Below are 24,230 nucleotides of genomic sequence, written 5' to 3'. Positions count from 1 at the left end.
TAAGAGGACAACAATGATATTGTGTTGATCTTTTAAGATAAAACTACGTAATTTAGATACAAATTAAAAATATTCTTAGTTTTACATAGTAATAGTCGTTTAATTAATAAAATACTAATCATTCTAATATGAAAAAATTAATCTTATCAGCATTATTTGTTTGCTTTAATCTGGTTGCTTTTAGTCAGGTGTTGCCTAGCTTCCAAATGGGCTTAAAGGCCGGAGCAAACCTTTCAAAATTAAGTACGGAAAATACATTTAGCAGTGACAATAGGGCTGGTTACTATGCTGGTATATGGACCCGCATCGGTGCAGCAGGTATTCATTTGCAGCCAGAGCTTTATTTGAGTGGTAAAAACACCACATTAAAAGCGAGTTCAGGAGAAGAAAATAAAGTTAAGTTTACCAGTTTAGATGTACCTATACTGATAGGTACAAAACTTGGCGCAGCTGGTGTTGGCCTAAGGTTAAATACAGGTCCCGTAGTTTCCTTTATTTTGGACGATGAACAGTCATTTGGACAAGCCGCAGGAAGCGTATTTAAAGGTAATTTTAAAGGACAGAATTTCGCCTGGCAATTTGGCGCAGGTGTCGATATTGGTAATTTAGGTCTTGATCTAAGATACGAAGCCGGGCTTTCTAAAATCGGAAAAGATGGCTATAACGATACCAAACTGAGCCTTTTTACTTTCGGACTGGCTTACAGGGTGTTCTAGTAAATAAAAGTTTTCCACATTTTGTATAAAAGGGTAAATGTAAATCATTTACCCTTTCTTTTTGGCTTTAAAATTGATGATGCTTCCGTCCCTACTTAAATCAAATTGATCATGAATATCAAAGAACTATTGCTAAACGGTCAAAGCTTCTCTAAGCTGCTAAATCAGTTCTCAATCGAGGCAAATGATGTGAAAATTCAGGATGAAGATGTCCTTCTTGCTGATCATAAATTAGAACACCAGGAGATTGTTAAAGAAAACATTTGTATTGAAGGTAAAAACAAAGATGGGATTGTTAACTTCTTTGGCACTTTACATTACAATTTATTAAGTAAGCTGGCAGTATTTGAAATGCATGGGTTTGAGCAGATTTCCAAACCACAGGTATGCTAAGTGTTTTTTAACACTTCTTTTATTTCATATTCAAACGCCCCTTTTATCGGGCGTATAGGAGTTTCTTTGGAATCACTTAGTACCTTAATGTAACAAGCCCCAAAATAGAATATAAAAGAAGAATAAAATACAAACAACATAATTAGAACAATAGAACCAGAAGTACCATAAATGTTGCCTATTCCACTGAGCGGAAGCATTATTCTTAGTATATATTTACCTATTGTGAATAATACCGCTGTTAACAAACCGCCCTTTAGTGCAGCTTTCCAGGTTGGCCGGCCATTAGTTAAAAATTTAAACAGTACTGTAAACCAGATCATTACAATGGCTATAAATAAAAGCTGATTTAACATTGAAAGAAATATTTTTCCAAAAGTAGGAGCGGCCGTGTTTATGTACGAACCAATAAATGCCTGAATGCTATCGGTTATAAAACCCATCGTAAATAACAGTCCGGCCAGTAAAATGATTATCATTGAGCGTGCCCTTAACTTCATTTTAAACATAAACCCTGCATGTTCTTTATTTGCAATAGACCAGATTTGGTCCATAGAATTTTTAATAACAGTGAACAGTGTAGTGGCTACAAATAAGAAGAAAATAAAGCTGAGTAAAGTTGCATACCATTTATGATCAATTCCTCTTATATTTCTTAAGGTCTGTCTGATTTGCCCTGTACTGGTATCATCCAAAATACTGGCCAGACGCTCGAACATTCTTGAAGCGAGTATTTTTCTGTCAATAAAGTACCCAAAAAGTCTAATTAATATAATCAGGATAGGAGGTAGTGCAAAATTTGCAAAAAAAGCGGTGGCCCCAGCTAAACGTAATGGATCGTTTTTTTGAAATAATTTAAATGCTGCTTTGAAATGTATACAAAACAGCATTATCTTGTTAACTCTATTAATCTCCATTTGCACATTATAGCCTTGAACCCCGAAAGTAACTATTTTTTTTATAAGTTCCCTCTTAGTTCTTGTTCGCGTTCCAGAGACTCGAACAGTGCTTTGAAATTTCCTGCACCAAAAGATTGGGCCCCTTTACGTTGTATTATTTCAAAAAATAAAGTCGGACGATCCTCAACCGGTTTAGTAAATATTTGGAGCAAATAGCCTTCCTCGTCACAATCTACAAGAATTCCAAGTTCTTTTAGTTGTACTATTTCTTCATCAATTTCTCCAACTCGTTCTGGCATCATATTGTAATAGGCTTCAGGGGGTGCACTTAAAAACTCAACCCCTCGAGCTTTTAATTCCTTTACCGTAGCTAAAATATCTTTAGTTGCTACAGCAATATGTTGCACCCCTTCGCCTTCATAAAACTCCAGATATTCCTCGATCTGCGATTTCTTTTTGCCTTCTGCTGGTTCATTGATCGGGAATTTAGAGTAGCCATTCCCATTACTCATCACCTTGCTCATCAGGGCTGAATATTCTGTGTTGATCTGTTTGTCATCGAACGAAAGAATGTTTACAAAACCCATTACATCTTCGTACCATTTAACAGTTTCATTCATTCGGTTCCAGCCCACATTGCCAACACAGTGATCTATATAAAGCAAACCCGTATCAACGGGGTTGTAATCACTTTCCCAATCCCGATATCCCGGTAAAAAGGAACCATTATAGTTTTTACGCTCGATAAACATATGTACCGTTTCGCCATAGGTATAAATACCTGACATGCGTACTTCACCATGCTCATCAGTTTTAGTAACCGGTTCTAAATATGGCTTAGCGCCACGTTTGGTGGTTTCTTCAAAAGCGCTGTAAGCGTCGTCTACCCATAAGGCTAATATTTTAACTCCATCACCATGTTTTTTTACATGTTCAGAAATCTGGTTGTCAGATTTTAACCCCGTTGTTAATACCAATCTGATTTTTCCTTGTTGCAGTACATAAGATGCCCGATCACGTACCCCTGTTTCCGGACCTGCATATGCTAATGATTGGAAGCCAAATGCTGTTTTATAAAAATGCGCAGCCTGTTTGGCATTTCCTACATAAAACTCTATATAATCTGTTCCATTTATAGKAAGAAAATCTTGCGCTTTGGCAATCTTTTCTGCAAATGTTTGTGTAGTCATTTTAGTATTATTTGAATAATAAGTTAGTTTTTATCTTCTTTTTCCTTAAAAAATTCTGTGTTGTGAACTGACATACAAAATCTTCCCTTCAAGATTTTGAGGAAGCGGGCAACAGCTKAATTTTTTACTCGATATTTTCCTGCCAGCTTTTATGATAACTTTCATCTTCAATATTAACTGCATCTTCAGTAAGCATTAATGGTCTGAAAGGATCTATCATAACTGCAAGCTCATCTGTACTTTCCTTGCCTATAGACTTTTCTACTGCACCCGGATGTGGGCCATGCGGAATACCTCCCGGGTGTAAAGTAATCTGGCCTTTAACTACGCGCTTTCTACTCATAAAATCTCCGTCAACATAATAAAGTACTTCATCACTGTCTACATTACTATGATTATAAGGAGCAGGTATAGAAAGGGGATGGTAATCGTATTTGCGGGGCACAAAAGAACAGATCACAAAATTGTGTCCTTCAAATGTTTGATGAACAGGCGGTGGCTGATGCAAACGACCAGTAATTGGTTCGAAGTTATGAATAGAGAATGCCCACGGGTAATGAAAGCCATCCCATCCTATAAAATCAAAAGGGTGGGTTCCATAGATATAAGGATACATTAGTCCTTGTTTTTTAATCAGCACCTTAAAATCACCAAATTCATCAATGGTTTCCAGATCTGTTGGTCGCTTAATATCCCGCTCGCAATAAGGGGAGTGTTCCATTAATTGTCCATATTCATTACGATAGCGCTTAGGTGATCGGATAGGGCTAAAGCTTTCTACAATAAACAAACGATTCTTTTCGTCATCAAATTCCATCTGATAAATGGTTCCCCGTGGCACTACCAGGTAGTCGCCATATTCAAAGCGGATCTTTCCAAAGCCTGTTTTTAAGGTGCCGGTACCTTCATGTATAAAAATTACCTCATCTGCCTGGCTATTCTTATAGAAATAATCGGTCATTGATTTTCTTGGAGCGGCCAGAGAAATGTGTAAATCACTGTTTACCAATACTGGTTTACGACTTTGTAAATAATCATCTTCAGGTTTGATATTAAAACCGATTAAACTGGTATGGCGTAAATGTTTTTCACGGGCAATCTTAGGCTCTACAGAATATGGTTCTCCTAATGACTTTACAATAGTAGGTGGATGGCAGTGATAAACGAGTGAATATAGGCTTGAAAACCCTTCAGTAGAGACTAATTCTTCTGCATATAATTTACCATCTGGTTTACGAAAAACAGTATGGCGTTTAGCAGGTATAGTTCCTAAGGTATGATATATAGGCATAGCAGTAGGTATTTGGTTAAAATGTAATTTAATAACGATTAAAACGTGCAAAACGTTTTAAATAAAGCAGGATGGTTTGGAGCTTAAAGGGAATATTGCGCGAAAATGATTTTGGAAAGCATGGCATATCTAAATGAAGCCAATGCTTGCCTGGCTATCTGACTCTGATATATAAAATTGCTTTGTATCATTTTTCTTTTGCGGTGGCTAAATTAAGTATTTAATCTGCTAATCAACAAATTGTAGGCGATAATTCTCTGCGAAAATTATTTAGTCTGTTTGCCTTATTTTTTATATAGATTTGAATAACTACAAAAAACTATTGATCATATGAAACTGGTATCCTATAAAACAGAAGACAGAGAACACCTTGGTGTTTTTGTAAACGGACACATTTACAATTTAAATTCATGCGATAAACAATTGCCTGATGAGATGAATGCCTTTTTGCAAGGTGGTGAAGTTTTGATGGGCCGTGCAAAAAAAGTTGATAGTCAGATCAAATCAGGAGAGCTGTCACCAAAGCAGGAAGCTTTTTTTGAATTGCTTGCTCCGGTACCTCATCCAGCCTCGTGCAGAGATGGTTATGCATTTCGTCAGCATGTAGCTGCTGCCCGAAGAAATCGTAAAGTTGATATGATTGCGGAGTTTGACCAATATCCAATCTTTTATTTTACCAATCATAATGCCATCCAGGGTCCCGGCGAAATTGAATGTATGCCCGATCATTTCCAAAAACTTGATTTTGAATTGGAAGTAGCCGCAGTAATAGGCAAAAAAGGAAGAAATATTACAGCTGCAGAGGCAGATGATTATATAGCTGGTTTTACCATTATGAATGATATGAGTGCCAGAACATTACAAATGGAAGAAATGCTGTTAAATCTTGGGCCTGCCAAAGGCAAAGATTTTTCTACCGTAATAGGACCATGGCTGGTAACTCCAGATGAGTTGTTAGAATACAAAACCTCAGCTAAATCAGGACACACTGGTAATACTTATAATCTTGAAATGACATGTACCGTGAACGGTAAACAAGTGTCTGCAGGAAACATGGCAGATATGGACTGGACTTTTGCTGAAATTATTGAACGTTGCGCGTATGGTGTAGATATTTTACCAGGCGATGTAATCGGATCCGGTACTGTTGGAACAGGATGTTTTCTTGAATTGAATGGTACAGGATTATTAAATGACCCAAATTTTAAGCCTCAATGGCTGCAGGACGGTGATGTTGTAGAAATGGAAATCACAGGTCTTGGTCATTTAAGTAATACCATTAAGAAGGTCGATACCGATTTTTCTATTTTGACCTTGAAGAAGAAGTAATTATTTCCTTTCGACTATTATGGCTACGTCATCTCGTATGTCTACGTCATCTCGACGATAGGAGAGATGACGGGCTCTTGTCGTGATGACATAACATATATCAATCAATAACTTTATGCTAACCCTCAATACTTCCGATTTAAGCCCTATGCAATTGCAGAACTATATGCAATATGCAATTGCACCAAGACCAATTTGTTTTGCCACAACTATCGATCAGGCTGGAAATATTAATTTGAGCCCCTTTAGTTTTTTTAATATGTTTAGTACCAACCCGCCATTGTGTATATTTTCTCCGGCAAGAAGGGTACGGGACAATACAACCAAACATACACTCGAAAACATATTAGAGGTTAAGGAGTGTGTTATTAATATTGTAAATTATCCTATGGTACAGCAAACCAGTTTAGCGAGTACTGAATACCCAAAAGGAATAAATGAATTTGAAAAGGCCGGGTTTACCATGCTCCCTTCACAATTGGTTAAGCCACCAAGGGTTGCAGAGGCTCCTGTGCAGATGGAATGTGTGGTCAGGGAAGTAATTCACCTGGGAGAAAATCCAGGGGCAGGGAACCTTATATTGGCCGAGGTAAAGCTAATTCACATTAAAGAAGAGATATTAGACGAAGAGGGGAAAATTGATCAGGCGAAAATTGATCTTGTAGCACGCTTAGGGGGCGATTGGTATTGCAGGGTGACACCAGAAAATTTGTTTAAAGTAGCTAAGCCATTAACAACACTTGGAATAGGTGTGGACGCATTACCTAAAGCAGTTCGTAATTCAACTGTATTAACGGGTAACGACCTAGGGAAACTTGGTAATATGGAACATTTACCAACTGACGATGAAATTGACGCATTCAGAAATGTACCAGATGTTAAGGAGATTTTAGACGCAACTATTGGTGATGCTAATAATCGTGAACGTGAGCTCCATGAACTTGCTAAAGAGTGGCTGGCGCAGGGCAAGGTGAACGACGCGCTAAAGATAGTATTGCTATAGGATACTGATTACTTTTATAAAACGTTTTTTGTAAAAACCATCATCCAGACTGGTAATTGTTACTCCTCTTTTCTTTCCCGAAGAAGAATGAATGAATTTGATTTCATCTCCATCTATAGAATAGATAATCCCAACATGGCCGGGGGTTCTTGATCTGCTATTCGTTCCGGTGAACAGGATTACATCTCCAATTTTTGCGTCCTCTAGCTTTTTGGCTTCACCACTTGTTGCAAATTCTCTGGATGAACGAGGCACTTTAAAACCAAAATTGCTGAAAACGTAATTGACAAAGCCGGAGCAGTCAAAACCTTTGCTAGGACTACTGGAAGCCGAGCGGTACCGGATACCAAGCATAGATCTTGCAAATTCCAATAAGCGATTTGGCGAAGCATTGATTGCTGATTTCTTATCCTGATCTGGTACTTCCTGGCTAAGCTTATGCACCAGTTCCTGAAATTGAACGGGTATAGAAGTTTGCGACTTAGCTGCCGTAAAACTTAAAAGTATTACACTGAATAGAATAATGGTTTTCTTCATATCAATCGGGTTAAAGATATTAAAATTATCTTTGAACCCTAAAAATGTTGATAAGTTGTTGATTATGGCGTTGTTACCGCAACAGGAATTACTTTTCCGTTAAAAAATTTATGTCCTGTTCTGGCAAAATCAGCGACATATTTACCCATTTCGAAAGCTAAAACCGGCGATTGGTAACCCGGGAATGCTTGCTCAAGCATCTCTGTTTGCGCAGAACCAAGAGCCAGGCAGTTTACCTTAATACCAGTTTCTGCCAGTTCAAATGCCAGGCATTCAGTTAAAGTATGTAAAGCAGATTTGCTCGAAGAATAGGCCGAAAGCCCCGGAAATTTAACACTTCCCTGGAACCCACCCATACTGCCAATGTTTACGATATGACTACTCTCACCCATCAAAGGAATTAGGTTTTGGATCATACTAAAATGCCCCACAACATTGCTTTCAAACATCTCATAAAGATCAGCATGAGTAGTTTCCAGAAATGGTTTATTAATTAATGCGCCAGCATTATTTATTAGAATATCAACCTTGCCAAGTCTTTCTTTTAAAAAGGGGATTAGGGCCGCATAGTCGTCATTTACAATATCAAACTCTACGGGCAGCAGTGTACAATCAGGATTAATGCCTTTTGCTATTTCCAAAAGTTTACGTAACTTATCAGAAGACCGGGCAATGCATACTACCTTGTTCTCACTACTTAATGTAAATTCTAAAGCGGCTTCAAAACCAATTCCGCTGCTTGCACCGGTTAATACTATATTCATTAATTATCTTCTTCAGTGATTAATTGACTAACGGGATTTTCGATTACATGTAATCCATCATTAATCAGTTTTTTATGTTCAGCTTCGTTCTCAGACTTAAGCTCTAAATAATTGCGGACCTCTTTTTCCAATTCGGGGAAAAGTTTTTTATGGTGTAAAATTTCAAGCATTTCAAGTGCTGAAAGCCAATCCTGGCGATGTTCTGTCTTTATTTTTTCAAACAAAACAGGTAATTGCTCAAAGCCTGCCTCGTTCTCTCTTATCAAACGCATGCTTTTATAGATGTCATGAAGCTTTTGTGTATTCTCGTCGTAACTTACTTTATGAGTGTGCTTATCGCTCACATGTGTAATTTCCTCATAAGAACCTTTATCTGCCGCACCATTAAATACAGAAACAATGGTCGCACCAACAGCCATGTCGTATACGCCCCAGTCTGGTTGGAAAAGTATATTTCCGTTACTTTCCTTAACTGTACAATCTTCAAACCTGATAAGGAAAGTTTTTTTATTTTTCTGATGGATGATCTTAACAATACCTTTTACAGAAATACCACTTTCAAACTCCAGGATGGCCAGATTAAAAGGCTTGATACCGCATTTCAATAATTGAAATGTGTCCATATCTTCCAGCGGCGTATCCATTCCCTTCAGTTTACCTACCGGCGATGAGAAACCATCTTTGTGATGAAATTTGCCATGATCTTCAAGTTGTTGACCTTCAAAAGCAAGGGCCGATGGTCCGGTGGTTTTTATAAACGTAAGCTCATCATTCTGATCGATACCCATATCTGTAAATACTCCAGTTACCTGTAAACCAGAACTGTAAACAGCAGTTGCCGGGTTTTTACATTCAATAGCTTTAACAATACTTTCTGAACCTCCGCGCCTGAATGCCATTGTATCTGCAAAATCTTCCAAAACATCAATCAGATTTTGGAAAGTTTCGGTTACAAATAATTGAGGCTGTGGCTTAGTAATGTCGTATGGGTAATTTATGGTGTCTTTATTATACCATAATTTTTTTACATCGGGCTTCATGCACGAGGAGCTTTCTCCAATTGATGATAGCAGGCCAGCTCCGTAAATCTTAGGGTTTTCTAAGGTGCCTATCAGGCCATACTCTACAGTCCACCAATGTAATCTGCTCAATAAAGCCATTTCTGAAGGCTCGCCCATATCCTCAGAGATTTGTTGTAAGCGCTGTTCAGCCCTTGCAATTTCCTGTTCCTGAACATCGGCAGCCTCTTTTAATATAGAGAGGTGTCGTATAGCTTCGTACAAGTCAAAATCTTTTGAAGAGAACATCGCCTTGGCACCAATAGAGCCGAAATAACTTAGGTAATTATTATAATCAGTATCCGCAATAATTGGTGCATGACCTGCCGACTCATGAATAATATCGGGAGCAGGAGTATATTCTATATGATTAATCTGACGGATATCGGCTGCAATAACAAGTACACGGTATGCCTGATATTCCATGAATGCCGAAGGTGGAATAAATCCATCCACAGTAACTGCACCCCAGCCTATTTTGCCAAGATTGTCGTTCATGTTTTGCAAATCAGGAATATGTTCAATACTAAGACCTGCCCGTTGTAAGCCCTTTATATATGGATAATAAGCAACATGTTTTAAATAGCTATAATTTTGACGCATCACATACCTCCATACTGCCTGATCGACTGGCGTATATCTTTCGTAATGTTGCTCTACAATAAATTGCTTTAGATGCGTTGGCAACTTAGCTACTTGTGGATTATTAAAGTCATTAAAATCGCTCATTTCTAAAATTGAATATGAAGCGTCTAAGTTAAGGCTATAACAGGCTTTAAACAAGTAAAATTAATTGGATTATAGACACAGCGAACTACTTTTTTACTTTAAACGAAAAGTGCTTTTGAGAAAAATAACTGAAAACAGTTAGAATAGTGGTAATAATAATCTTGGAAATAGTTGGGTAAAATCCGAAAGATAAAAACACCTTAAGCAGGGCATAGTTGAGCAGAATATTTGTAGCTACTACAGATCCATATCTAAACAACTGGATCCGTCCTTTTAAGTCTGATTTTGTAAAAATCAAATACTTATTTAATATAAAACCAATAAAGAAAGTAATTACAGATTCTATGGCCAAAGCTGCTGTTGGTGCAGTAATTAGGTTCGGAAAGAAAGGTATAGAGAGATGAACATCTTTTTGATGCAATACCCAGTTATAGCAAATATAATATACTACAATTCCAGTGGCTGCAGTGGTGCCGCCAGACACCATGTATCTGAATGTATGAATGGGTAGCCAGCGAGAGAATGGAGGATAAAAGAAATCTATTATTTTTAATAAGGCTTTCCTCATGCAATTAGTTTGCTGTTAGTTTATTTTCAATCATCCTGTTATTGTATTGCTGGATAAATGCTTTCAGGTATTTCTCCATTTTCTCTGCAATTAACGGTTCTTTTTCCAGAATGTTGTTTTTTGTTAAACGATCTGTTTTTAAATTATACAAAGCGTTATTTTCTTTCCCATCATTAATTAACAGATAATCGCCCTGGTAAAAGCTAAAAGTACCATCGTTATTATTCACAGCAAAGTTATCATTACCTTCTTTAAATGCATCAAAACCTAATGCAAAATAAGGCTTATCGTAATGTAAATAGTTTAATACGGTTGGCATGATGTCTATCTGTTGCACAACTTTATCAGCTTTTCCTTTTAAGTTTCCGCCCGGATAATACAACACAATTGGGATTGAGAAATATCCTGGTGTTGTTTGATATTCAGGGTAGTAAGAAACAGTTGCATGGTCTGCACAAAGGACAAACAAGGTGTTTTTATACCAAGGCATAGTTGACGCTGTTTTAAAAAAGTTGCGCAAAGCCATATCTGTATAGCCAAAAATTTCCTGTACCGGAAGAGGGCCTTTAGGAAACTTGCCTTTGTATTCATCCGGTAACCTAAACGGATGATGAGATGATAAAGAAAAGAAACTTGAAAAGAACGGCCGTTTAAAGGTATTCATGGTTTGCGCCATGTACTGCATAAAAGGATCATCCCAAATTCCCCAAGTACCATCGGTATCACCAGTGTTTTTATACTCGTTTTGTCCGAAGTAATGTTTTATACCTGCAAGGTGGGTGTACGATGAAAAACCCATTGAACCATTTGGGGCACCATGAAAAAATGCCGTCTCATATCCTTTATCACTTAATAGCTTAGCAATGCTGGTAGTTTTATTGCCAGAATAGATGGAAAGAATAAAGGGCTCTCTGATACTTGGAACACCCGTAATAACAGAAGGCAAAGCATCAATAGATTTGCGGCCGTTGGCATAGGTATGAGTGAAGGTGTAACTCTGGGAAATCAAAGAATCAAGAAAAGGAGTATAGCCTTTGTATTTTCCTCCGTCCAGATCAGTATTTAGGCTTCCCACGTGCTCTTTCCCTAAACTTTCAATAATTAGAAAAACTACATTGAGCGGCTTAAACTTACCGGTATCAGTAGGGATGTGGATCGGATTGTAAATAGAATTTAATGTCTGTTCATCATAAAAATGAACAGGTTTTAACTTAGAAGCTTTAAGTGTTCTGAATATGCAAAATGGTGTATTTAAAACCAGGTTCATCTGATCAGGTGTATCCACAAATTCACCGGCATTACTAAGTGTAATTGGCCTAGTTCCAAAACCCCAGCCGCCTCTAATTCCAGTAAGGCAGGCTAGCGCTATACCTAGCATAAGCGCGGTATGTAATAAATAAACAGGCCAGGTGAAACGAGGTGCTTTGTTAATTTTAACAAGCTCGTAAAGCTTAATAAATAACCACACAAACACCGCAAAAAGGATCAGAAGGTACCAATAGTCGACAAGAAAGTCACCTAATAGTTTAAGCTTGTTTTGCTCGTTTTTAAACTGACTGTAAACTGTTGCTGTGGTACGCTTTAAGGTATACTTATAATAGGCAAAATCGGCAAAGTTTGCCATTATACCTATGCTGTTGGTGATAATGAAAAGCCATTTGCAGAACTTTTGATATCCTTCCTTGTACCTGAAAGTGAAGGGAATAACATGTAATAATATAAATATAAGGTTAATGTACAGCAGGGCGGAAACATCAAATTTCACACCTCCATATAGGATAACAAGATACTTAGAGAAAGTAATGCCTTGAAATAAGCTATGGTTGAAGGCATAAAAGCCCAATCTGCAAAGCGTATATAAAACCAATACAATAAAAAACCGGTATGCCAGTGCCAGGTAAAGATTTACCTCTTTTGTGTTCTTAATTTTCAACTGCCTTTAATTAGAGGCAGTAAAACTAAGTATTTTGAAAACGATTTGTTAACAATAAATTTACGATATGTTCTTTTTGAAATATTGATGACGAGGAACTACCTGGGTAATGCCACAAAATCAATTACTGCACAATAGCCGTATTTTTTGTGAGGTTGAATACTTACCCCAATATAGTTTAACCCATAGGAATCATTTAAGATCATTTTTCTATGTCCAAGATCTGGAACACCTTTATCAAGCAATAACATACAAATATTGTCCAGACCCGAAGAAAAACCAAATGCAAGGTTTTCACCATTGGATCTTTTAGGGTAAATCTCTGATATTCTATCTTTAACCGACCTTCCGTCACTGGAATTGTGCCCGCTAAAATTGTTGCGGTTCATATCCCTTGCATGTTGTTTTGCTACTATGCTTAAAGCCTCGTCTGGCCAAAGCATTGGAAGATCCTTTACCGCTCTAATCTGCTGTGCCAGACTCCGGTAGTACTTATTACTTGTGGTTATTTTAAGCTCATCATAGTTGCTATACTTCATGGCTTTTTTGTTGTGTGCCTCCACAAAATCCTGAAAATAAGTATTAAAGAATTTTTCGCCATCCATACGCGCCAGATTCATATAGATAACCAGATCCTTTTCTTCCCCGGTAAGGTAACTGGAGTTGCCCGCGGTGTTGGCCATTTTTAGCTCCTCTTTAGACCATGTGTAGTCGTCGGATGTGTTTTTGACTTGCGTACTTGTAAAAATAGAAAATAGAAAAAGGATAGATATCGAAAACAGTTTCATGTTTTGACCAATAGCAAAAGCCAGGCCATACTTGGGGTTACAATACGTAATGCTATTATGTTTATCCCACCATTTGATGTGGGTTTATGAGTTCAGTAAATATATTTAGGACTATTTAAATAATAAAACAACTTCTGTTTATGCCGTAAGTGCAATGTGTTAAAGTTACAGCACATCCGTTTTAGCTTAAGAATCAGGGCAAATCCAGAGCGATGTGAAATTTTAAATAGTTTCCATAAGTTAATAAAAAGTTAATGTATCGTTAGTCTTTAAGCTTTTTTAGAGTTTTACTTTTGTTGAAATTTTTAATACATTGTGATGACCAAACGATTTTAAAACCAACATCTTTTGAAGGGCCTGACTGATTTAGCTTTATTGGATTTACTAAAAGATGATAGCGATGATGCATTTAATGAAATTTATGCACGCTATTGGGACTTGGTGTACGCTGTTGCCTGTAAAAAACTAAATGACCGTGAAGAGGCAAAGGATGTTGTACATGATCTGTTTATGCTCATCTGGGTTAAACGTCATTCGATCAATATCACCACTACATTTGTCGGATACATTTACGTGATCCTCAAAAATAAGCTTACCGATCTTAATCGCAGGCAAACACTTCGTATTAAGCACGATGATGAAGCAATAAAGACCCATCCTTTCGCAGATAATGATGTGTTTGACCAACTTGTATCTAAGGACATGGCACAGCAATTGCAATTAGAAATTCAAGATATGCCTTCCGGAATGCGAAAGGTATTTTTAATGAGTAGGGAAGAACAGCTTTCGGTTAATGAAATAGCCGGCAAATTATCCATTTCTTCTCAAACCGTAAAAAATCAAATTACGAGTGCTCTTAAAAGACTTAGGTCTAAATATCAGGCTAATTAAAATATTTTATTTCTACATAGTACCTCTTTAATTCTTGTTCGTTATGTATTTAGAATGGACGCTAAGAATAAAAAAGAAATCTATAAAGAATTTGGCATTTCCGATCCTTCAGAATTTTTTGAGGATCAGGATGACAAAGAGCAGTTACGCAAGGAGATGCTTGCGCGCATTACTGCAAGCAGGTATGCTCATGACAAACAATCCGCAAACAAGCAAAAACGTATAAGTAAGAAATTGATGCTGGCAATGGCTGCGGCCATTAGTTTTGTTCTGCTCTCGGCTGGTATCGTGTTTTATTACAATTCTTATTTTAAAGCCAACGACTTTGTAATAGTTAAAGTGCCTATGGGCAAAACCCAATTGGTTACACTACCCGATGGTTCCACTGTTTGGCTTAACGCCGCTAGTACCTTAAAATATCCCAAAAAGTTTGGAGCGAAAAGGATAGTTTATCTGGAAGACGGGGAGGGGTTCTTTAATGTGGTTCACAATGAAAAAGTACCTTTTATTGTTGAGTCCTCATCGTTAAAAACATTTGTTCTGGGAACATCATTTGTTGTTAAATCTTATAAAAGCCTCTCTACAGCCTCAGTATCTGTTGTAACCGGAAAGGTAGCGGTTAGTAATCATGACAAACAGATCAGTGTACTTACCCCCAATCAAGAGGTGGTGTATAATAAAGTTACCCACAAGCCGAAAACACTTACAACTAAGGCTGTTGAAAAAACAGAATGGAATAATGGCAAAGTTAATTTAAACGGAGTGTATTTTGAAGAGGCTGTTCTCGCTGTTGAAAATGCATACGGAGTTAAAATAGATTATGACAAGGAATTATTTAAGAATTGCCAGAATACCTTCAACATTAACGCGAAACAAAGTCTTAAAGAAACTTTAGATCTAATCGCCCTGATTCAGGGAATTACTTATCAAATTAAAGAAAAGGAGGTACTGATAACAGGAAACGGGTGTAATTAGACCAGAAAAAATAATGATCAGTACCTGTTGGAGCAGATACTGATCTAAATGTACAGCATGCGGGTAATTCGTCGAAAAATCTTCCGTATGGCTGTTTTGTGTTTCATTTAAACTATAAAACGATTAAAAATATGAAAAAAAACATTACTACACTAATTCTTAAGATAATGAAGGTAGGATTAATAGTGTTTGCTACTTTACTTACTTCTGCCGGAACCCTTTTAGCAGAAACTGTTTTTAGCCAGAATCTTAAAGATGTTAGGGTAACTCTCAACCTTAATGGCGAATCATTAGAAAGAGCAATTGAAAAGATCAGTAAAACAAGTAAGCTTGACTTTTCTTATAACAACAATGAATTACGAAAGGTAAAAGGAATTGTGATAAACGTATCTAACGAGCCGATAACCGAAGTGCTTGTACGTTTATTAGATCAGACGCCATTTTCCTATAGGGAGATAGATCAAAATATTGTGATCTTCAGGAAGAGGAATGAATTGTCTGGAGAGAAGCAATTGATAAAGGGAAAAGTAACCGACGAAACTGGTATACCATTGCCAGGAGTAACGGTACAGATTAAAGGGACCACTTCTTCTGTAACTACTGATGTAAATGGAGTTTATGAACTTAATGTAGCGTCCTCTGCTGATATTTTAGTGTTTTCTTATATGGGTTTAACCACTCAGGAAGTTGTTGTAGGTACACAACAACAGATCAATGTCGTTTTAAAAGACGATCAGAAGATTCTGAATGAAGTTGTTGTGGTTGGATATGGCACACAGAAAAAAATAAATTTGAGCGGTGCAGTTGATGGAATAACCAGTAAAGAAATCGAAAACAGGCCTTTTTCAAGCGTAGGGGCTAGTTTACAGGGACTAATTCCAAACCTTAATATAACTATTTCAAGTGGACAGGTTAATAAAGCACCAGCTTTTAACCTCAGAGGTTATACATCACTAAATGGCGGATCACCTTATATTCTGGTTGATAATGTGCCATTTACTGCCGATGAATTAATGGCTTTAAATCCTAATGACATAGAGAGTGTGTCGACTTTAAAGGATGCAGCATCAGCTGCAATTTACGGTGCCAGAGGAGCTTTTGGCGTAATTTTGATTACAACAAAAACTGCTAAGAGTAACGATCTTAAGGTATCTGCAAATACTTATTACGCAATACGTACCTTGGGTAAGGTTCCTGATATTGTAACTGATCCCCTTAAGACCATGGAGTTTAAGCACGATGCTGCTTATCCGCTATACAACCTGTTTCCAGAAAATGTAAGAGAGTATGCCAGACAACGTTCAGAAAATCCTTCTCTTCCGTCTGTAATTATATCGCCAACAGATCCTAATGCATGGGCATATTATGGATCTACAAACTGGATGAATGAGGTGTATCATAACACTGCCCCAACTTATAGCGCTAATTTCAGCATATCTAAAAGAGACGAAAAACTAAGCTATTATACTTCAGGTGAATATTTCACAAATAAAGGAATGTTGCGCTACGGAAATGATAACTATGATCGGTATAATTTAAGAGCAAAAGCAGATTATAAGCTAAGGAATTGGTTAACTCTTGGTAATAATACCTCTTTTATGTCTAGCACTTATGATGAATCTGTTTATGGCGGGGAAGGCTTCTTTCATAATGTTAACAGGCAGAGTTCTCTTGATGTTCCAAAGAACCCTGATGGAAGCTGGACCTCGACCGGTGCCGCTCTATTGGGAAGATTACAAAGTGGCGGACGTAGTGTAACCAGAAGCAATAATTTTCAAACAACATTTAATGCCAAAGCTGAACTGGTAAAGGATGTATGGGATTTAAAGGCTGATGCTACCTTTAGAAGAATAGATACTGCAGGCAGATCGTTTGATGTACCCGTACCATATAAAACAGGACCTAATTCGGCCATAAGTTATAGTGGTTCGAACCCAACCTGGGCTCAAAATGATACTAGGCTTGTGAGACATAATATTTATAACATTTATACAGATTTTCATAAAACCTTTGGTTTAAAACACTATTTGCAAGTATTGGCAGGCTTTAATCAGGAATATAGATATCGTACCACTAATTCTGTTACACGCAAGGGATTGATCAGCAATACACTACCGTCTATTTCTTTAGCAACCGGTGATATGACCGGTAGTGAACGAATTGAAGATTGGGCAGTAAGGGGATGGTTTTATCGCTTGAATTATATTTTTGATAATAAATACATTCTGGAATTAAATGGCCGTTATGATGGCACTTCACGTTTCCCAAGCGACGATCGTTGGGGATTTTTCCCTTCAGCTTCAGCTGCATGGGTAGTAACGGGTGAAAATTTCTTTAAGCCTGTAGCAGAAAGCATCGGACTTGATTTATTAAAACTACGTGCGTCTTATGGTTCATTGGGTAATCAGGATGTGGATTCATATTTATACATTCCTTCTATGGCATCTGGGCAGATTGATCAGATTCTTGATGGCAAAAGACCCATTCAAGTTCTCCCTCCAGGAGCAGTTGCCCCAAGTTTAACCTGGGAAAAGGTATCAACAATTAACTTTGGTGGTGATGTAAGCTTTCTCAAAAATCGTTTTGATTTGAGTTTTGATGCTTATACCCGGTACACAGAGGGTATGCTTACAAAGGGTAAAACCTTACCTGGCCCTTTTGGTGTTAATGAACCAAAAGTAAATGCTGCAGATTTGAAAACAAAAGGCTGGGAAATAAGATTGGGCTGGAAAGATGGATTTATGCTCGCTGAAAGCCAATTTTACTATAACATAGGATTTAATATGGGCGATAGTCGTTCGTATATTACCAGATTTGATAATCCAAATGGTTTGTTATCTGATCATTATGTTGGTAAAGAAATCGGAGAGATATGGGGCTTGGAAACAGAAGGCTTTTTCCAGAACAAAGAAGAACTTGCTAACCATGCTGACCAAACTGCTGTTGGGGCTGATGATACAGGGTATAAATTTGATGTGGGTGACTTAAAATTCAAGGACCTAAATGGTGATGGCAAAATAGATAAAGGTAAAAATACACTTGCCGATCATGGAGATCAGAAGATCATTGGTAATAATAGGGCAAGGTACCAATATGGAATAGACTTGAACGCAGGCTGGAAGGGGTTTGATGTAAGGGTATTCTTCCAAGGTGTTGGTAAAAGAGATTGGTATCCTGGTCCAAGCAACCATTATTTCTGGGGCGTTTATGCACAACCATGGGCCAATGTTCAGGTTCATAATCTTGACCACTGGACTCCCGAAACACCAGATGCTTACTTCCCGAGGGTTAAAGCCTATATTGCAGAAGATGCTACTGAACTTGGAAATCCACAGACTAAATATTTGCAGGATGCTTCTTATTTACGGTTAAAAAACCTAACACTTGGTTATACACTGCCAAAAACTTTAACGAATCGGATAAAACTGGATAAACTGCGCCTTTACTTCAGTGCAGAAAACATATTTGATGTATCTCATATTAAAGCAAATCTGGATCCTGAAGGGCTCGATGGTAAGGTCTATCCATTCCAAAAAACCTTTTCTTTTGGTTTAAACCTTAATTTTTAACTCAAGCAGAAAGTATTATGAAACTAAGAATAAATTATATCCTTATAATAGGATTTATAGCTATAGCAATAACAGCCTGCAAGAAGGATTTTTTGCAACGTAATCCTCAAACACAAATTACTGACGCCGTCTTTTTTCAGTCACCATCAGACCTCGAAACATATAGCAATGGCTTTTACAAGCAGTTGAGCCCTTCGTACGATGATATTAACTCTGATAATATTGCTAACTATAATGCAAATGGTGAGGTTGATAATCTGGTAAGAGGCGGCATATCATCTTCAAACGTTGGTGGCTGGGATAAAAAGGACTGGGCAGATTTGCGTCAAATTAACTATATGCTTGATCATATTAATCAGGTAAAAGGTGATCAAACACTAATTAATCATTATGTAGGTATTGCCCGTTTTTTCCGTGGCCTTTATTATTTTAAAAAGATCAAAACCTATAGCAATGTACCATGGTTTTCAAAGGTTGTAAATTCCGAAGATCCTAATCTTTATAAAGGTCAGGATCCACGAGCAATGGTTGCCGATTCGGTTTTGAACGATCTTACTTATGCCGCAAATAATATTAAAGCAGATGGAAGCAATACACGCGTCACCAAATGGGCGGCACTTACTTTATTGGCACGCTTTGCGCTTCACGAGGGTACTTTTAGGAAATACCATGATGAGATAGCATTAACAAACGACTATCAGCGTTTTCTTGACGTTGCTATAACCGCTACGGCCCAAATTATAAAAGACGGTGGCTTTGTTATCTACAATACAGGAAAGGCTGGTGAAGACTATCGTGCCTTATTTTCAAGTGCAAATTTAGCCGCGAATAAAGAGATGATTATGTGGGCTGATTATGGAAAAGAACTTGGAGTTGGTAACAATAGCCATACAGTATTAGACTATATCTGGTCTCTTAGTAAAAATCTGGCTGATACTTATCTTAAAACAGATGGTTCTCCATTTACCTCAACACCCGGCTACAATACCAAGTTATATACAGAAGTGTTTGCCGGTCGCGACCCTCGTATGGCAGAAACTATTATTAATCCGGCATTTAGAGGGCCGAATAATGCTACGGCGCCATATAGAATAAAGCCAACCCTTGGAGGTTATAATCAAATTAAATTTTATCCCCGTTCTGCTGATTTAATGCAAGGCTGGGTAATGAACTACACAGACTTGCCAATATTTAGATATGCTGAGGTTCTTTTGATAAATGCAGAGGCAAAGGCTGAATCCGGAACGATTACTCAAGCCGACCTGGATCAGACAATTAATAAGTTAAGGAATAGGGTGCAAATGCCTGCATTAAGCATGGGGGTAGCACTAGATCCGGTACTTTCAGCTACTTACCCTAATGCCATGGGAGCAAATACAGCGGTATTGCTTGAAATTCGCAGGGAAAGAAGGGTGGAGATGGCTTGCGAAGGTTTAAGGTATGATGATATAGTTCGTTGGAAAGTAGGTAAAGTTTTACAAAACAGTCAGCAAGGGATGTATGTTCCGGCAATGGGTGGATTGGATGTTACAGGAGATGGTATACCTGATATTGCAATTCTAACCTCTCCTAATGATGAATCTGCGATCGCAAATCTCCCAGAGGATGTGAAAAAGAACCTATCTAAATACTACTTAAAAGATAAAGACGGTAAGGACCAGAATTTTTACCTTACTAATGGCACTTCTGGTTTTGTAGCATTTACGCGCGATAGAGATCAGCCGAGAACATTTCTTGAACCAAAGTATTATTACAGGCCAATACCAATAAGTGAAACTGTAGTTAACCCGGCCTTAAAACAAGTGTTTGGCTGGTAATAATATTAAAATGACAGCACTCTCCGGCAGCAGGTTTAATCGCCTGCTGCTTTTTAAATTTACACACAAACAAACCATGAGAATACTAGCGATTTTATTTTTTTACTTATCTTTTGTTGGTATAGCAAATGCCCAATTTAAGGGAAAGGTTTTTCTAGATAAAAATAAGAACAAACTTGCTGATACATCTGAGCCGGGTATAGCCAATGTAGCCGTATCTGATGGGCAAAATGTATTAAGCACAGATAAAGAGGGTAGCTTTAACCTGCCTGGTCATTCAAAAACGAGGTTTATATTCATTACTATTCCTGCTGGTTATAAACTAACTGATAAACATTATATCAAAGTAGGTGAGACGACAGATAAGGTATATAATTTTGGTTTAGTTGAAGATCCTACAAGTGCCGGAACATCTGTTAAAATGCTTCAGATTACGGATACCGAGACTGATAAGTACAACGATTGGATTGTGAATGTAAAGAACTATGCAAAAAAACAGGGCATCAGCTTTATTGTTCATACCGGCGATATCTGTTACGAAAAGGGATTAAACTTCCATGCCAACCAGATTACATCTGAAACATTGGGTAAGCAAATTTTTTACTGTATTGGTAATCATGACCTCGTTAAAGGGGCTTATGGCGAGGAACTGTTTGAAAATTTGTTTGGCCCGGTATATTACTCTTTTGATGCCGGACCAGCACATTTTATTGTAACTCCAATGAGGTCTGGCGATTTTCAGCCATCGTATACAGTGGATGAGGTAATCAGCTGGATGAAAAATGACCTTGCTGCTGTAGATAAAAACAAACCCGTAATTATCTTTAATCATGATCTCCTTACTTACAACGATCAATTCATTTTAAAAGGTAAAAACGATTCTATCAATTTAAATGATAATAATTTAAAAGCATGGGTTTATGGCCATTGGCACAATAATTTTGTAAGGAAAAGCGAAAAGACAGGGATTCATTACATTTCATCTGCACCACCTGATAAAGGGGGAATAGATAACTCTGCAGGACAATTCCTGTCTATAGAAATTGATAAAAATGGTGTAAAAAAAGTAAAACCACATTATACTTATTTGCATAAGCACCTGGTGGTAACTACTCCATCCGGGTCGGATATGGTAAAGGTGAAAAACGGAGCACTAATCGTAAATGCGAATGTTTACGATAGTGAAACTACTGTAATGAATGTTAAGAGCATAATCTATGATGGTAAAGGAAATAAGCTGGCCGAAACAGCTTTGACCGCAAATACTGATTGGAATTGGGAAGGGAAAATACCCGTGACTAAGTTGGCAAAAGGGAAACCTTTAACAATACAAACCGAAGTTGTTTTTGCAGATGGCGAGCAGCACATACAGAAACAGTCTTTTAAAATTGATACAGAAACATCATTAAAATGGATAAGTAACATAAAAGGAAATATATGGAAAACTGCACCCCTGTTTGCCGAAGGGCGACTATTTGCGGCTACAATAGATGATGGTAACAATATCAATTGCGGAATTACAGCACTTGATCCGCAGAGTGGAAAAGTTTTATGGCATTATAAAACCCGTAACTCCATCAAACATGAAATAGCTTATGACCGCGGATTGGTACTATGTACAGATATGGAAGGCTTTACTTATGCGCTAGAAGCATCATCTGGTGAATTGGTTTGGAAGAAAGACCTGGGCATGAAGAGCTTGCCTGGCTACATCTCTGCAGGGGTAGCAGAGAACGGTATTTATTATACAGGGGCTGAAGGTTATTTCCAGGCACTTGAGGTTAAATCAGGTAAAACTATTTGGGTAAATAAAGAGTGGGGAGGAGGAGAAGGTACACCTGAAAAGATGACAATTGCGGGCGATGTCATAATTACCGGCAGTAATTGGCAAAGTCTATTCGGTCATGATAAAAGAACTGGTAAATTACTATGGAAAAGAAGTGACGAAGGTTTGCGTTTTAGAAGCAGTACCGGGAAGTATGTAAATGGTAAATTATACATCACTGGTCTGAACGCCATTTTTGTGTTAGATCCTCAAACCGGAAAGACACTTCAAAAAATTGATGCCAATTATGAATTTAAGGTAATGGCAGCACCTTTGGTTACAGATAAGCATATTATTATGCCAACCGCTAAACATGGAGTTGTTGCTTATGATGTTAATACTTTACAAGAAACGTGGAATACTACTACTGGCAATGCGCTTGTTTATTCTGCTCCGTATGCAGGTCCCGAGTCGGCTACTGTAGAATGTTCAGTTATTAAGTATAAAAATAAGCTTCTTCTTGGAGCCTCTGATGGATATATCTATGTCTTGGATGAAAATTCTGGAAATGTACTGAGGAAAATTAATCTGGGCGCTCCAATATTTGCTGATTTATCAGTTGTTGAAAACACCCTTTATGTAGCAGATTTTGCAGGGAATGTATTTGCCCTCACAAATTTCTAGAAATAACGATTGCTAAATTCCGGAACAGCCTTGTTGCAAATAGCGACAGGGCTGTTTTACTTTAGATGAGCGTGGACATTTTTCAAAATGAAACATTTTATAATAAAATGATATACATTATTAAAAATAATAACTCTGAACACTTTTTTTAACTTCAAATTTTTATTAATTTGCTTTAACAGAAACACTTACACAAATCATCCCTATGAAATGTCGTTCTCACCTCCTGGTCGTCTTTTTATTTTGCAGCCCCCTTTTAAGTAAAGCACAAGGAATAAGCGTTCCCGTTTCTGAAAAAGCCAAGATCAATTTTTCAGGAATGCTGCAAACTCAATTTAATTATTCGCTTGATGACGATATTGATATTGCTGGTATGCATCATGCCGGCGATGAGCATTTTTCCAGAAATTCTTTTTCTGTAAAACGGGCACGTTTACAATTGAATGCTACTATAAACGATCGAATTAACGCTGTTATACTGGTCAACTTTGGTGATTTTACAGGCAACCCTCAAAACAAAGTGCTCGAAAACGCATACATTAAGTACAGTATTAATGATTATGTGAATTTCCAATTCGGTCAGTTCAGGCCTCAATTTGGTCAGGAAGATAATTATCCTGTTGATTTTGTACGTTCCATTGATTATTCAAATCAATATTATCTTTTTGGTTCAAACAGTTGGCAGAGCTTTCAAATAGGTGCCACTTATTTTGGAGAGATTAAAAATACTGATGTTCCTGTAAAATATTATATAGGTATTTTTAATGGCAACAACCGAAATCAGGTAAGTGATAACGACGACGGTAAAATAATTCCTGCCCGAATTGTAGTTGGTTTAGGTAAAACTACGCAGTTGGGTGCCAGTGGTGGAGTTGGCAAAAACATGGGCCAAAAAATATGGGCTTATGGTGCCGATGTTGATTATAAAAAGCAGCTGAATGAGCGGTGGGGTATAGAACTTGTTTCAGAATATAAACAAGGGATAAACAGTGTTGCATTCTTTGGCCAGGAAAATCTGGTAATCCCGGTAAGTGAGTATGCAATGCGCGGCATCTATGTATTGCCAAATGTGGCTTACAGTATTAAAAATGCTAGACTCAAAAGTTTGGAATTTGCAGTGCGATATGAATACCTCGATTCAGATTTTAAGCAAGTGGGAAATTCCCGACAAAGTTATATTCCAATGATCAGTGCGGCCTTTGCTGAAGCATACGCCATTAGAGTTCAATTGGGATTGCTAATGGACAGATACGAAAGAAATATCCCCAATACAACGCAGTACAATACAAATAGGATTATTTGCCAGGTTCAGGCAAGATTTTAATTATCTA

The 24,230-nt window shown here is 37.5% G+C and carries 19 protein-coding genes; 10 read left to right on the top strand and 9 right to left on the bottom strand.

What is annotated here, in order from left to right:
- Nucleotides 1-128: 128 nt before the first annotated feature.
- Nucleotides 129-716, top strand: a complete 588-nt coding sequence (locus AC1DDK_RS02900; protein ID WP_337715673.1) for a porin family protein — start codon at nucleotides 129-131, stop codon at nucleotides 714-716.
- 111 nt (nucleotides 717-827) lie between these two features.
- On the top strand, nucleotides 828-1,109 hold the full coding sequence (locus AC1DDK_RS02895; RefSeq protein ID WP_172660758.1) for a hypothetical protein: 282 nt from the start codon (nucleotides 828-830) through the stop codon (nucleotides 1,107-1,109).
- Here AC1DDK_RS02895 and AC1DDK_RS02890 read toward each other — a convergent pair.
- The 3 genes from AC1DDK_RS02890 to AC1DDK_RS02880 all read right to left on the bottom strand — a co-directional run bounded on the left by AC1DDK_RS02890 (nucleotide 1,106) and on the right by AC1DDK_RS02880 (nucleotide 4,489).
- Nucleotides 1,106-2,026: a YihY/virulence factor BrkB family protein gene (locus AC1DDK_RS02890; RefSeq protein ID WP_172660757.1), complete on the bottom strand. Its 921-nt coding sequence runs from the start codon at nucleotides 2,024-2,026 to the stop codon at nucleotides 1,106-1,108. The two genes, AC1DDK_RS02895 and AC1DDK_RS02890, sit on opposite strands and share 4 nt — an antisense overlap.
- 41 nt (nucleotides 2,027-2,067) lie before the next feature.
- Complete coding sequence (gene hppD, locus AC1DDK_RS02885; protein ID WP_477633817.1) at nucleotides 2,068-3,198, bottom strand: 4-hydroxyphenylpyruvate dioxygenase; 1,131 nt, start codon at nucleotides 3,196-3,198, stop codon at nucleotides 2,068-2,070.
- A 124-nt stretch (nucleotides 3,199-3,322) separates the two neighbouring features.
- Nucleotides 3,323-4,489, bottom strand: coding sequence for a homogentisate 1,2-dioxygenase (locus AC1DDK_RS02880; protein WP_288883787.1), 1,167 nt, complete (start codon nucleotides 4,487-4,489; stop codon nucleotides 3,323-3,325).
- 330 nt (nucleotides 4,490-4,819) lie between these two features.
- Between AC1DDK_RS02880 and AC1DDK_RS02875 the strand changes: the two genes are divergently transcribed.
- A complete protein-coding gene (locus AC1DDK_RS02875) occupies nucleotides 4,820-5,818 on the top strand; it encodes a fumarylacetoacetate hydrolase family protein (RefSeq protein ID WP_337715671.1) in 999 nt (332 codons plus the stop codon).
- A 115-nt stretch (nucleotides 5,819-5,933) separates the two neighbouring features.
- The gene (locus AC1DDK_RS02870; protein WP_337715669.1) at nucleotides 5,934-6,821 is read left to right on the top strand and encodes a flavin reductase family protein; all 888 of its coding nucleotides are present in this window, start codon (nucleotides 5,934-5,936) and stop codon (nucleotides 6,819-6,821) included.
- Here the strand turns inward: AC1DDK_RS02870 and AC1DDK_RS02865 are convergent.
- From AC1DDK_RS02865 to AC1DDK_RS02840, 6 genes are all read right to left on the bottom strand, one after another.
- Nucleotides 6,816-7,358, bottom strand: a complete 543-nt coding sequence (locus tag AC1DDK_RS02865; protein WP_172660752.1) for a C40 family peptidase — start codon at nucleotides 7,356-7,358, stop codon at nucleotides 6,816-6,818. The genes AC1DDK_RS02870 and AC1DDK_RS02865 overlap by 6 nt on opposite strands.
- A 62-nt stretch (nucleotides 7,359-7,420) precedes the next feature.
- Nucleotides 7,421-8,122, bottom strand: a complete 702-nt coding sequence (locus tag AC1DDK_RS02860; RefSeq protein ID WP_172660751.1) for an SDR family oxidoreductase — start codon at nucleotides 8,120-8,122, stop codon at nucleotides 7,421-7,423.
- Nucleotides 8,122-9,909 (bottom strand): aromatic amino acid hydroxylase, encoded by a 1,788-nt coding sequence (locus tag AC1DDK_RS02855; protein WP_337715668.1) that lies wholly within the window; start codon nucleotides 9,907-9,909, stop codon nucleotides 8,122-8,124. Before AC1DDK_RS02855 ends, AC1DDK_RS02860 begins: the two co-directional genes overlap by 1 nt.
- A gap of 85 nt (nucleotides 9,910-9,994) precedes the next feature.
- Entirely contained in the window at nucleotides 9,995-10,477 is a 483-nt protein-coding gene (locus AC1DDK_RS02850) for a GtrA family protein (protein ID WP_172660749.1), read from the bottom strand.
- 4 nt (nucleotides 10,478-10,481) lie between these two features.
- The gene (locus AC1DDK_RS02845; protein ID WP_337715666.1) at nucleotides 10,482-12,410 is read right to left on the bottom strand and encodes an LTA synthase family protein; all 1,929 of its coding nucleotides are present in this window, start codon (nucleotides 12,408-12,410) and stop codon (nucleotides 10,482-10,484) included.
- Nucleotides 12,411-12,508: 98 nt separating this feature from the next.
- On the bottom strand, nucleotides 12,509-13,198 hold the full coding sequence (locus tag AC1DDK_RS02840; protein WP_172660747.1) for a CAP domain-containing protein: 690 nt from the start codon (nucleotides 13,196-13,198) through the stop codon (nucleotides 12,509-12,511).
- Between the two features lie 348 nt (nucleotides 13,199-13,546).
- Between AC1DDK_RS02840 and AC1DDK_RS02835 the strand changes: the two genes are divergently transcribed.
- The 6 genes from AC1DDK_RS02835 (at nucleotide 13,547) to AC1DDK_RS02810 (ending at nucleotide 24,223) form a co-directional block, all read left to right on the top strand.
- Nucleotides 13,547-14,089 carry an RNA polymerase sigma factor gene (locus AC1DDK_RS02835; protein ID WP_172660746.1) on the top strand — a complete coding sequence of 181 codons (543 nt, stop codon included), beginning with the start codon at nucleotides 13,547-13,549 and terminating at the stop codon, nucleotides 14,087-14,089.
- A gap of 54 nt (nucleotides 14,090-14,143) precedes the next feature.
- Nucleotides 14,144-15,064, top strand: a complete 921-nt coding sequence (locus AC1DDK_RS02830; protein ID WP_172660745.1) for a FecR family protein — start codon at nucleotides 14,144-14,146, stop codon at nucleotides 15,062-15,064.
- A gap of 131 nt (nucleotides 15,065-15,195) precedes the next feature.
- Entirely contained in the window at nucleotides 15,196-18,633 is a 3,438-nt protein-coding gene (locus AC1DDK_RS02825) for a TonB-dependent receptor (RefSeq protein ID WP_337715664.1), read from the top strand.
- Nucleotides 18,634-18,650: 17 nt separating this feature from the next.
- A complete protein-coding gene (locus AC1DDK_RS02820) occupies nucleotides 18,651-20,450 on the top strand; it encodes a RagB/SusD family nutrient uptake outer membrane protein (protein ID WP_337715662.1) in 1,800 nt (599 codons plus the stop codon).
- Between the two features lie 10 nt (nucleotides 20,451-20,460).
- Nucleotides 20,461-22,899 carry an outer membrane protein assembly factor BamB family protein gene (locus AC1DDK_RS02815; protein WP_337715660.1) on the top strand — a complete coding sequence of 813 codons (2,439 nt, stop codon included), beginning with the start codon at nucleotides 20,461-20,463 and terminating at the stop codon, nucleotides 22,897-22,899.
- 205 nt (nucleotides 22,900-23,104) lie between these two features.
- Nucleotides 23,105-24,223, top strand: a complete 1,119-nt coding sequence (locus AC1DDK_RS02810) for a porin (protein ID WP_288880562.1) — start codon at nucleotides 23,105-23,107, stop codon at nucleotides 24,221-24,223.
- Nucleotides 24,224-24,230: the final 7 nt, after the last annotated feature.

The sequence above is a fragment of the Pedobacter sp. 05T44 genome, from assembly GCF_056395985.1.
The sequence above is the reverse complement of the archived record's forward strand: the minus strand, read 5'-3'. Positions and strand labels throughout refer to the sequence as shown.

Bases quoted from the DNA above. Each gene is read 5' to 3' on its own strand.
- AC1DDK_RS02865 (WP_172660752.1), bottom strand. From the start codon at position 7,358: ATGAAGAAAACCATTATTCTATTCAGTGTAATACTTTTAAGTTTTACG.
- AC1DDK_RS02900 (WP_337715673.1), top strand. From the start codon at position 129: ATGAAAAAATTAATCTTATCAGCATTATTTGTTTGCTTTAATCTGGTT.
- AC1DDK_RS02820 (WP_337715662.1), top strand. From the start codon at position 18,651: ATGAAACTAAGAATAAATTATATCCTTATAATAGGATTTATAGCTATA.
- AC1DDK_RS02825 (WP_337715664.1), top strand. From the start codon at position 15,196: ATGAAAAAAAACATTACTACACTAATTCTTAAGATAATGAAGGTAGGA.
- AC1DDK_RS02830 (WP_172660745.1), top strand. From the start codon at position 14,144: ATGGACGCTAAGAATAAAAAAGAAATCTATAAAGAATTTGGCATTTCC.
- AC1DDK_RS02855 (WP_337715668.1), bottom strand. From the start codon at position 9,909: ATGAGCGATTTTAATGACTTTAATAATCCACAAGTAGCTAAGTTGCCA.
- AC1DDK_RS02840 (WP_172660747.1), bottom strand. From the start codon at position 13,198: ATGAAACTGTTTTCGATATCTATCCTTTTTCTATTTTCTATTTTTACA.
- AC1DDK_RS02810 (WP_288880562.1), top strand. From the start codon at position 23,105: ATGAAATGTCGTTCTCACCTCCTGGTCGTCTTTTTATTTTGCAGCCCC.
- AC1DDK_RS02850 (WP_172660749.1), bottom strand. From the start codon at position 10,477: ATGAGGAAAGCCTTATTAAAAATAATAGATTTCTTTTATCCTCCATTC.
- AC1DDK_RS02890 (WP_172660757.1), bottom strand. From the start codon at position 2,026: ATGGAGATTAATAGAGTTAACAAGATAATGCTGTTTTGTATACATTTC.
- AC1DDK_RS02815 (WP_337715660.1), top strand. From the start codon at position 20,461: ATGACAGCACTCTCCGGCAGCAGGTTTAATCGCCTGCTGCTTTTTAAA.
- AC1DDK_RS02870 (WP_337715669.1), top strand. From the start codon at position 5,934: ATGCTAACCCTCAATACTTCCGATTTAAGCCCTATGCAATTGCAGAAC.
- AC1DDK_RS02860 (WP_172660751.1), bottom strand. From the start codon at position 8,122: ATGAATATAGTATTAACCGGTGCAAGCAGCGGAATTGGTTTTGAAGCC.
- AC1DDK_RS02895 (WP_172660758.1), top strand. From the start codon at position 828: ATGAATATCAAAGAACTATTGCTAAACGGTCAAAGCTTCTCTAAGCTG.
- AC1DDK_RS02880 (WP_288883787.1), bottom strand. From the start codon at position 4,489: ATGCCTATATATCATACCTTAGGAACTATACCTGCTAAACGCCATACT.
- AC1DDK_RS02875 (WP_337715671.1), top strand. From the start codon at position 4,820: ATGAAACTGGTATCCTATAAAACAGAAGACAGAGAACACCTTGGTGTT.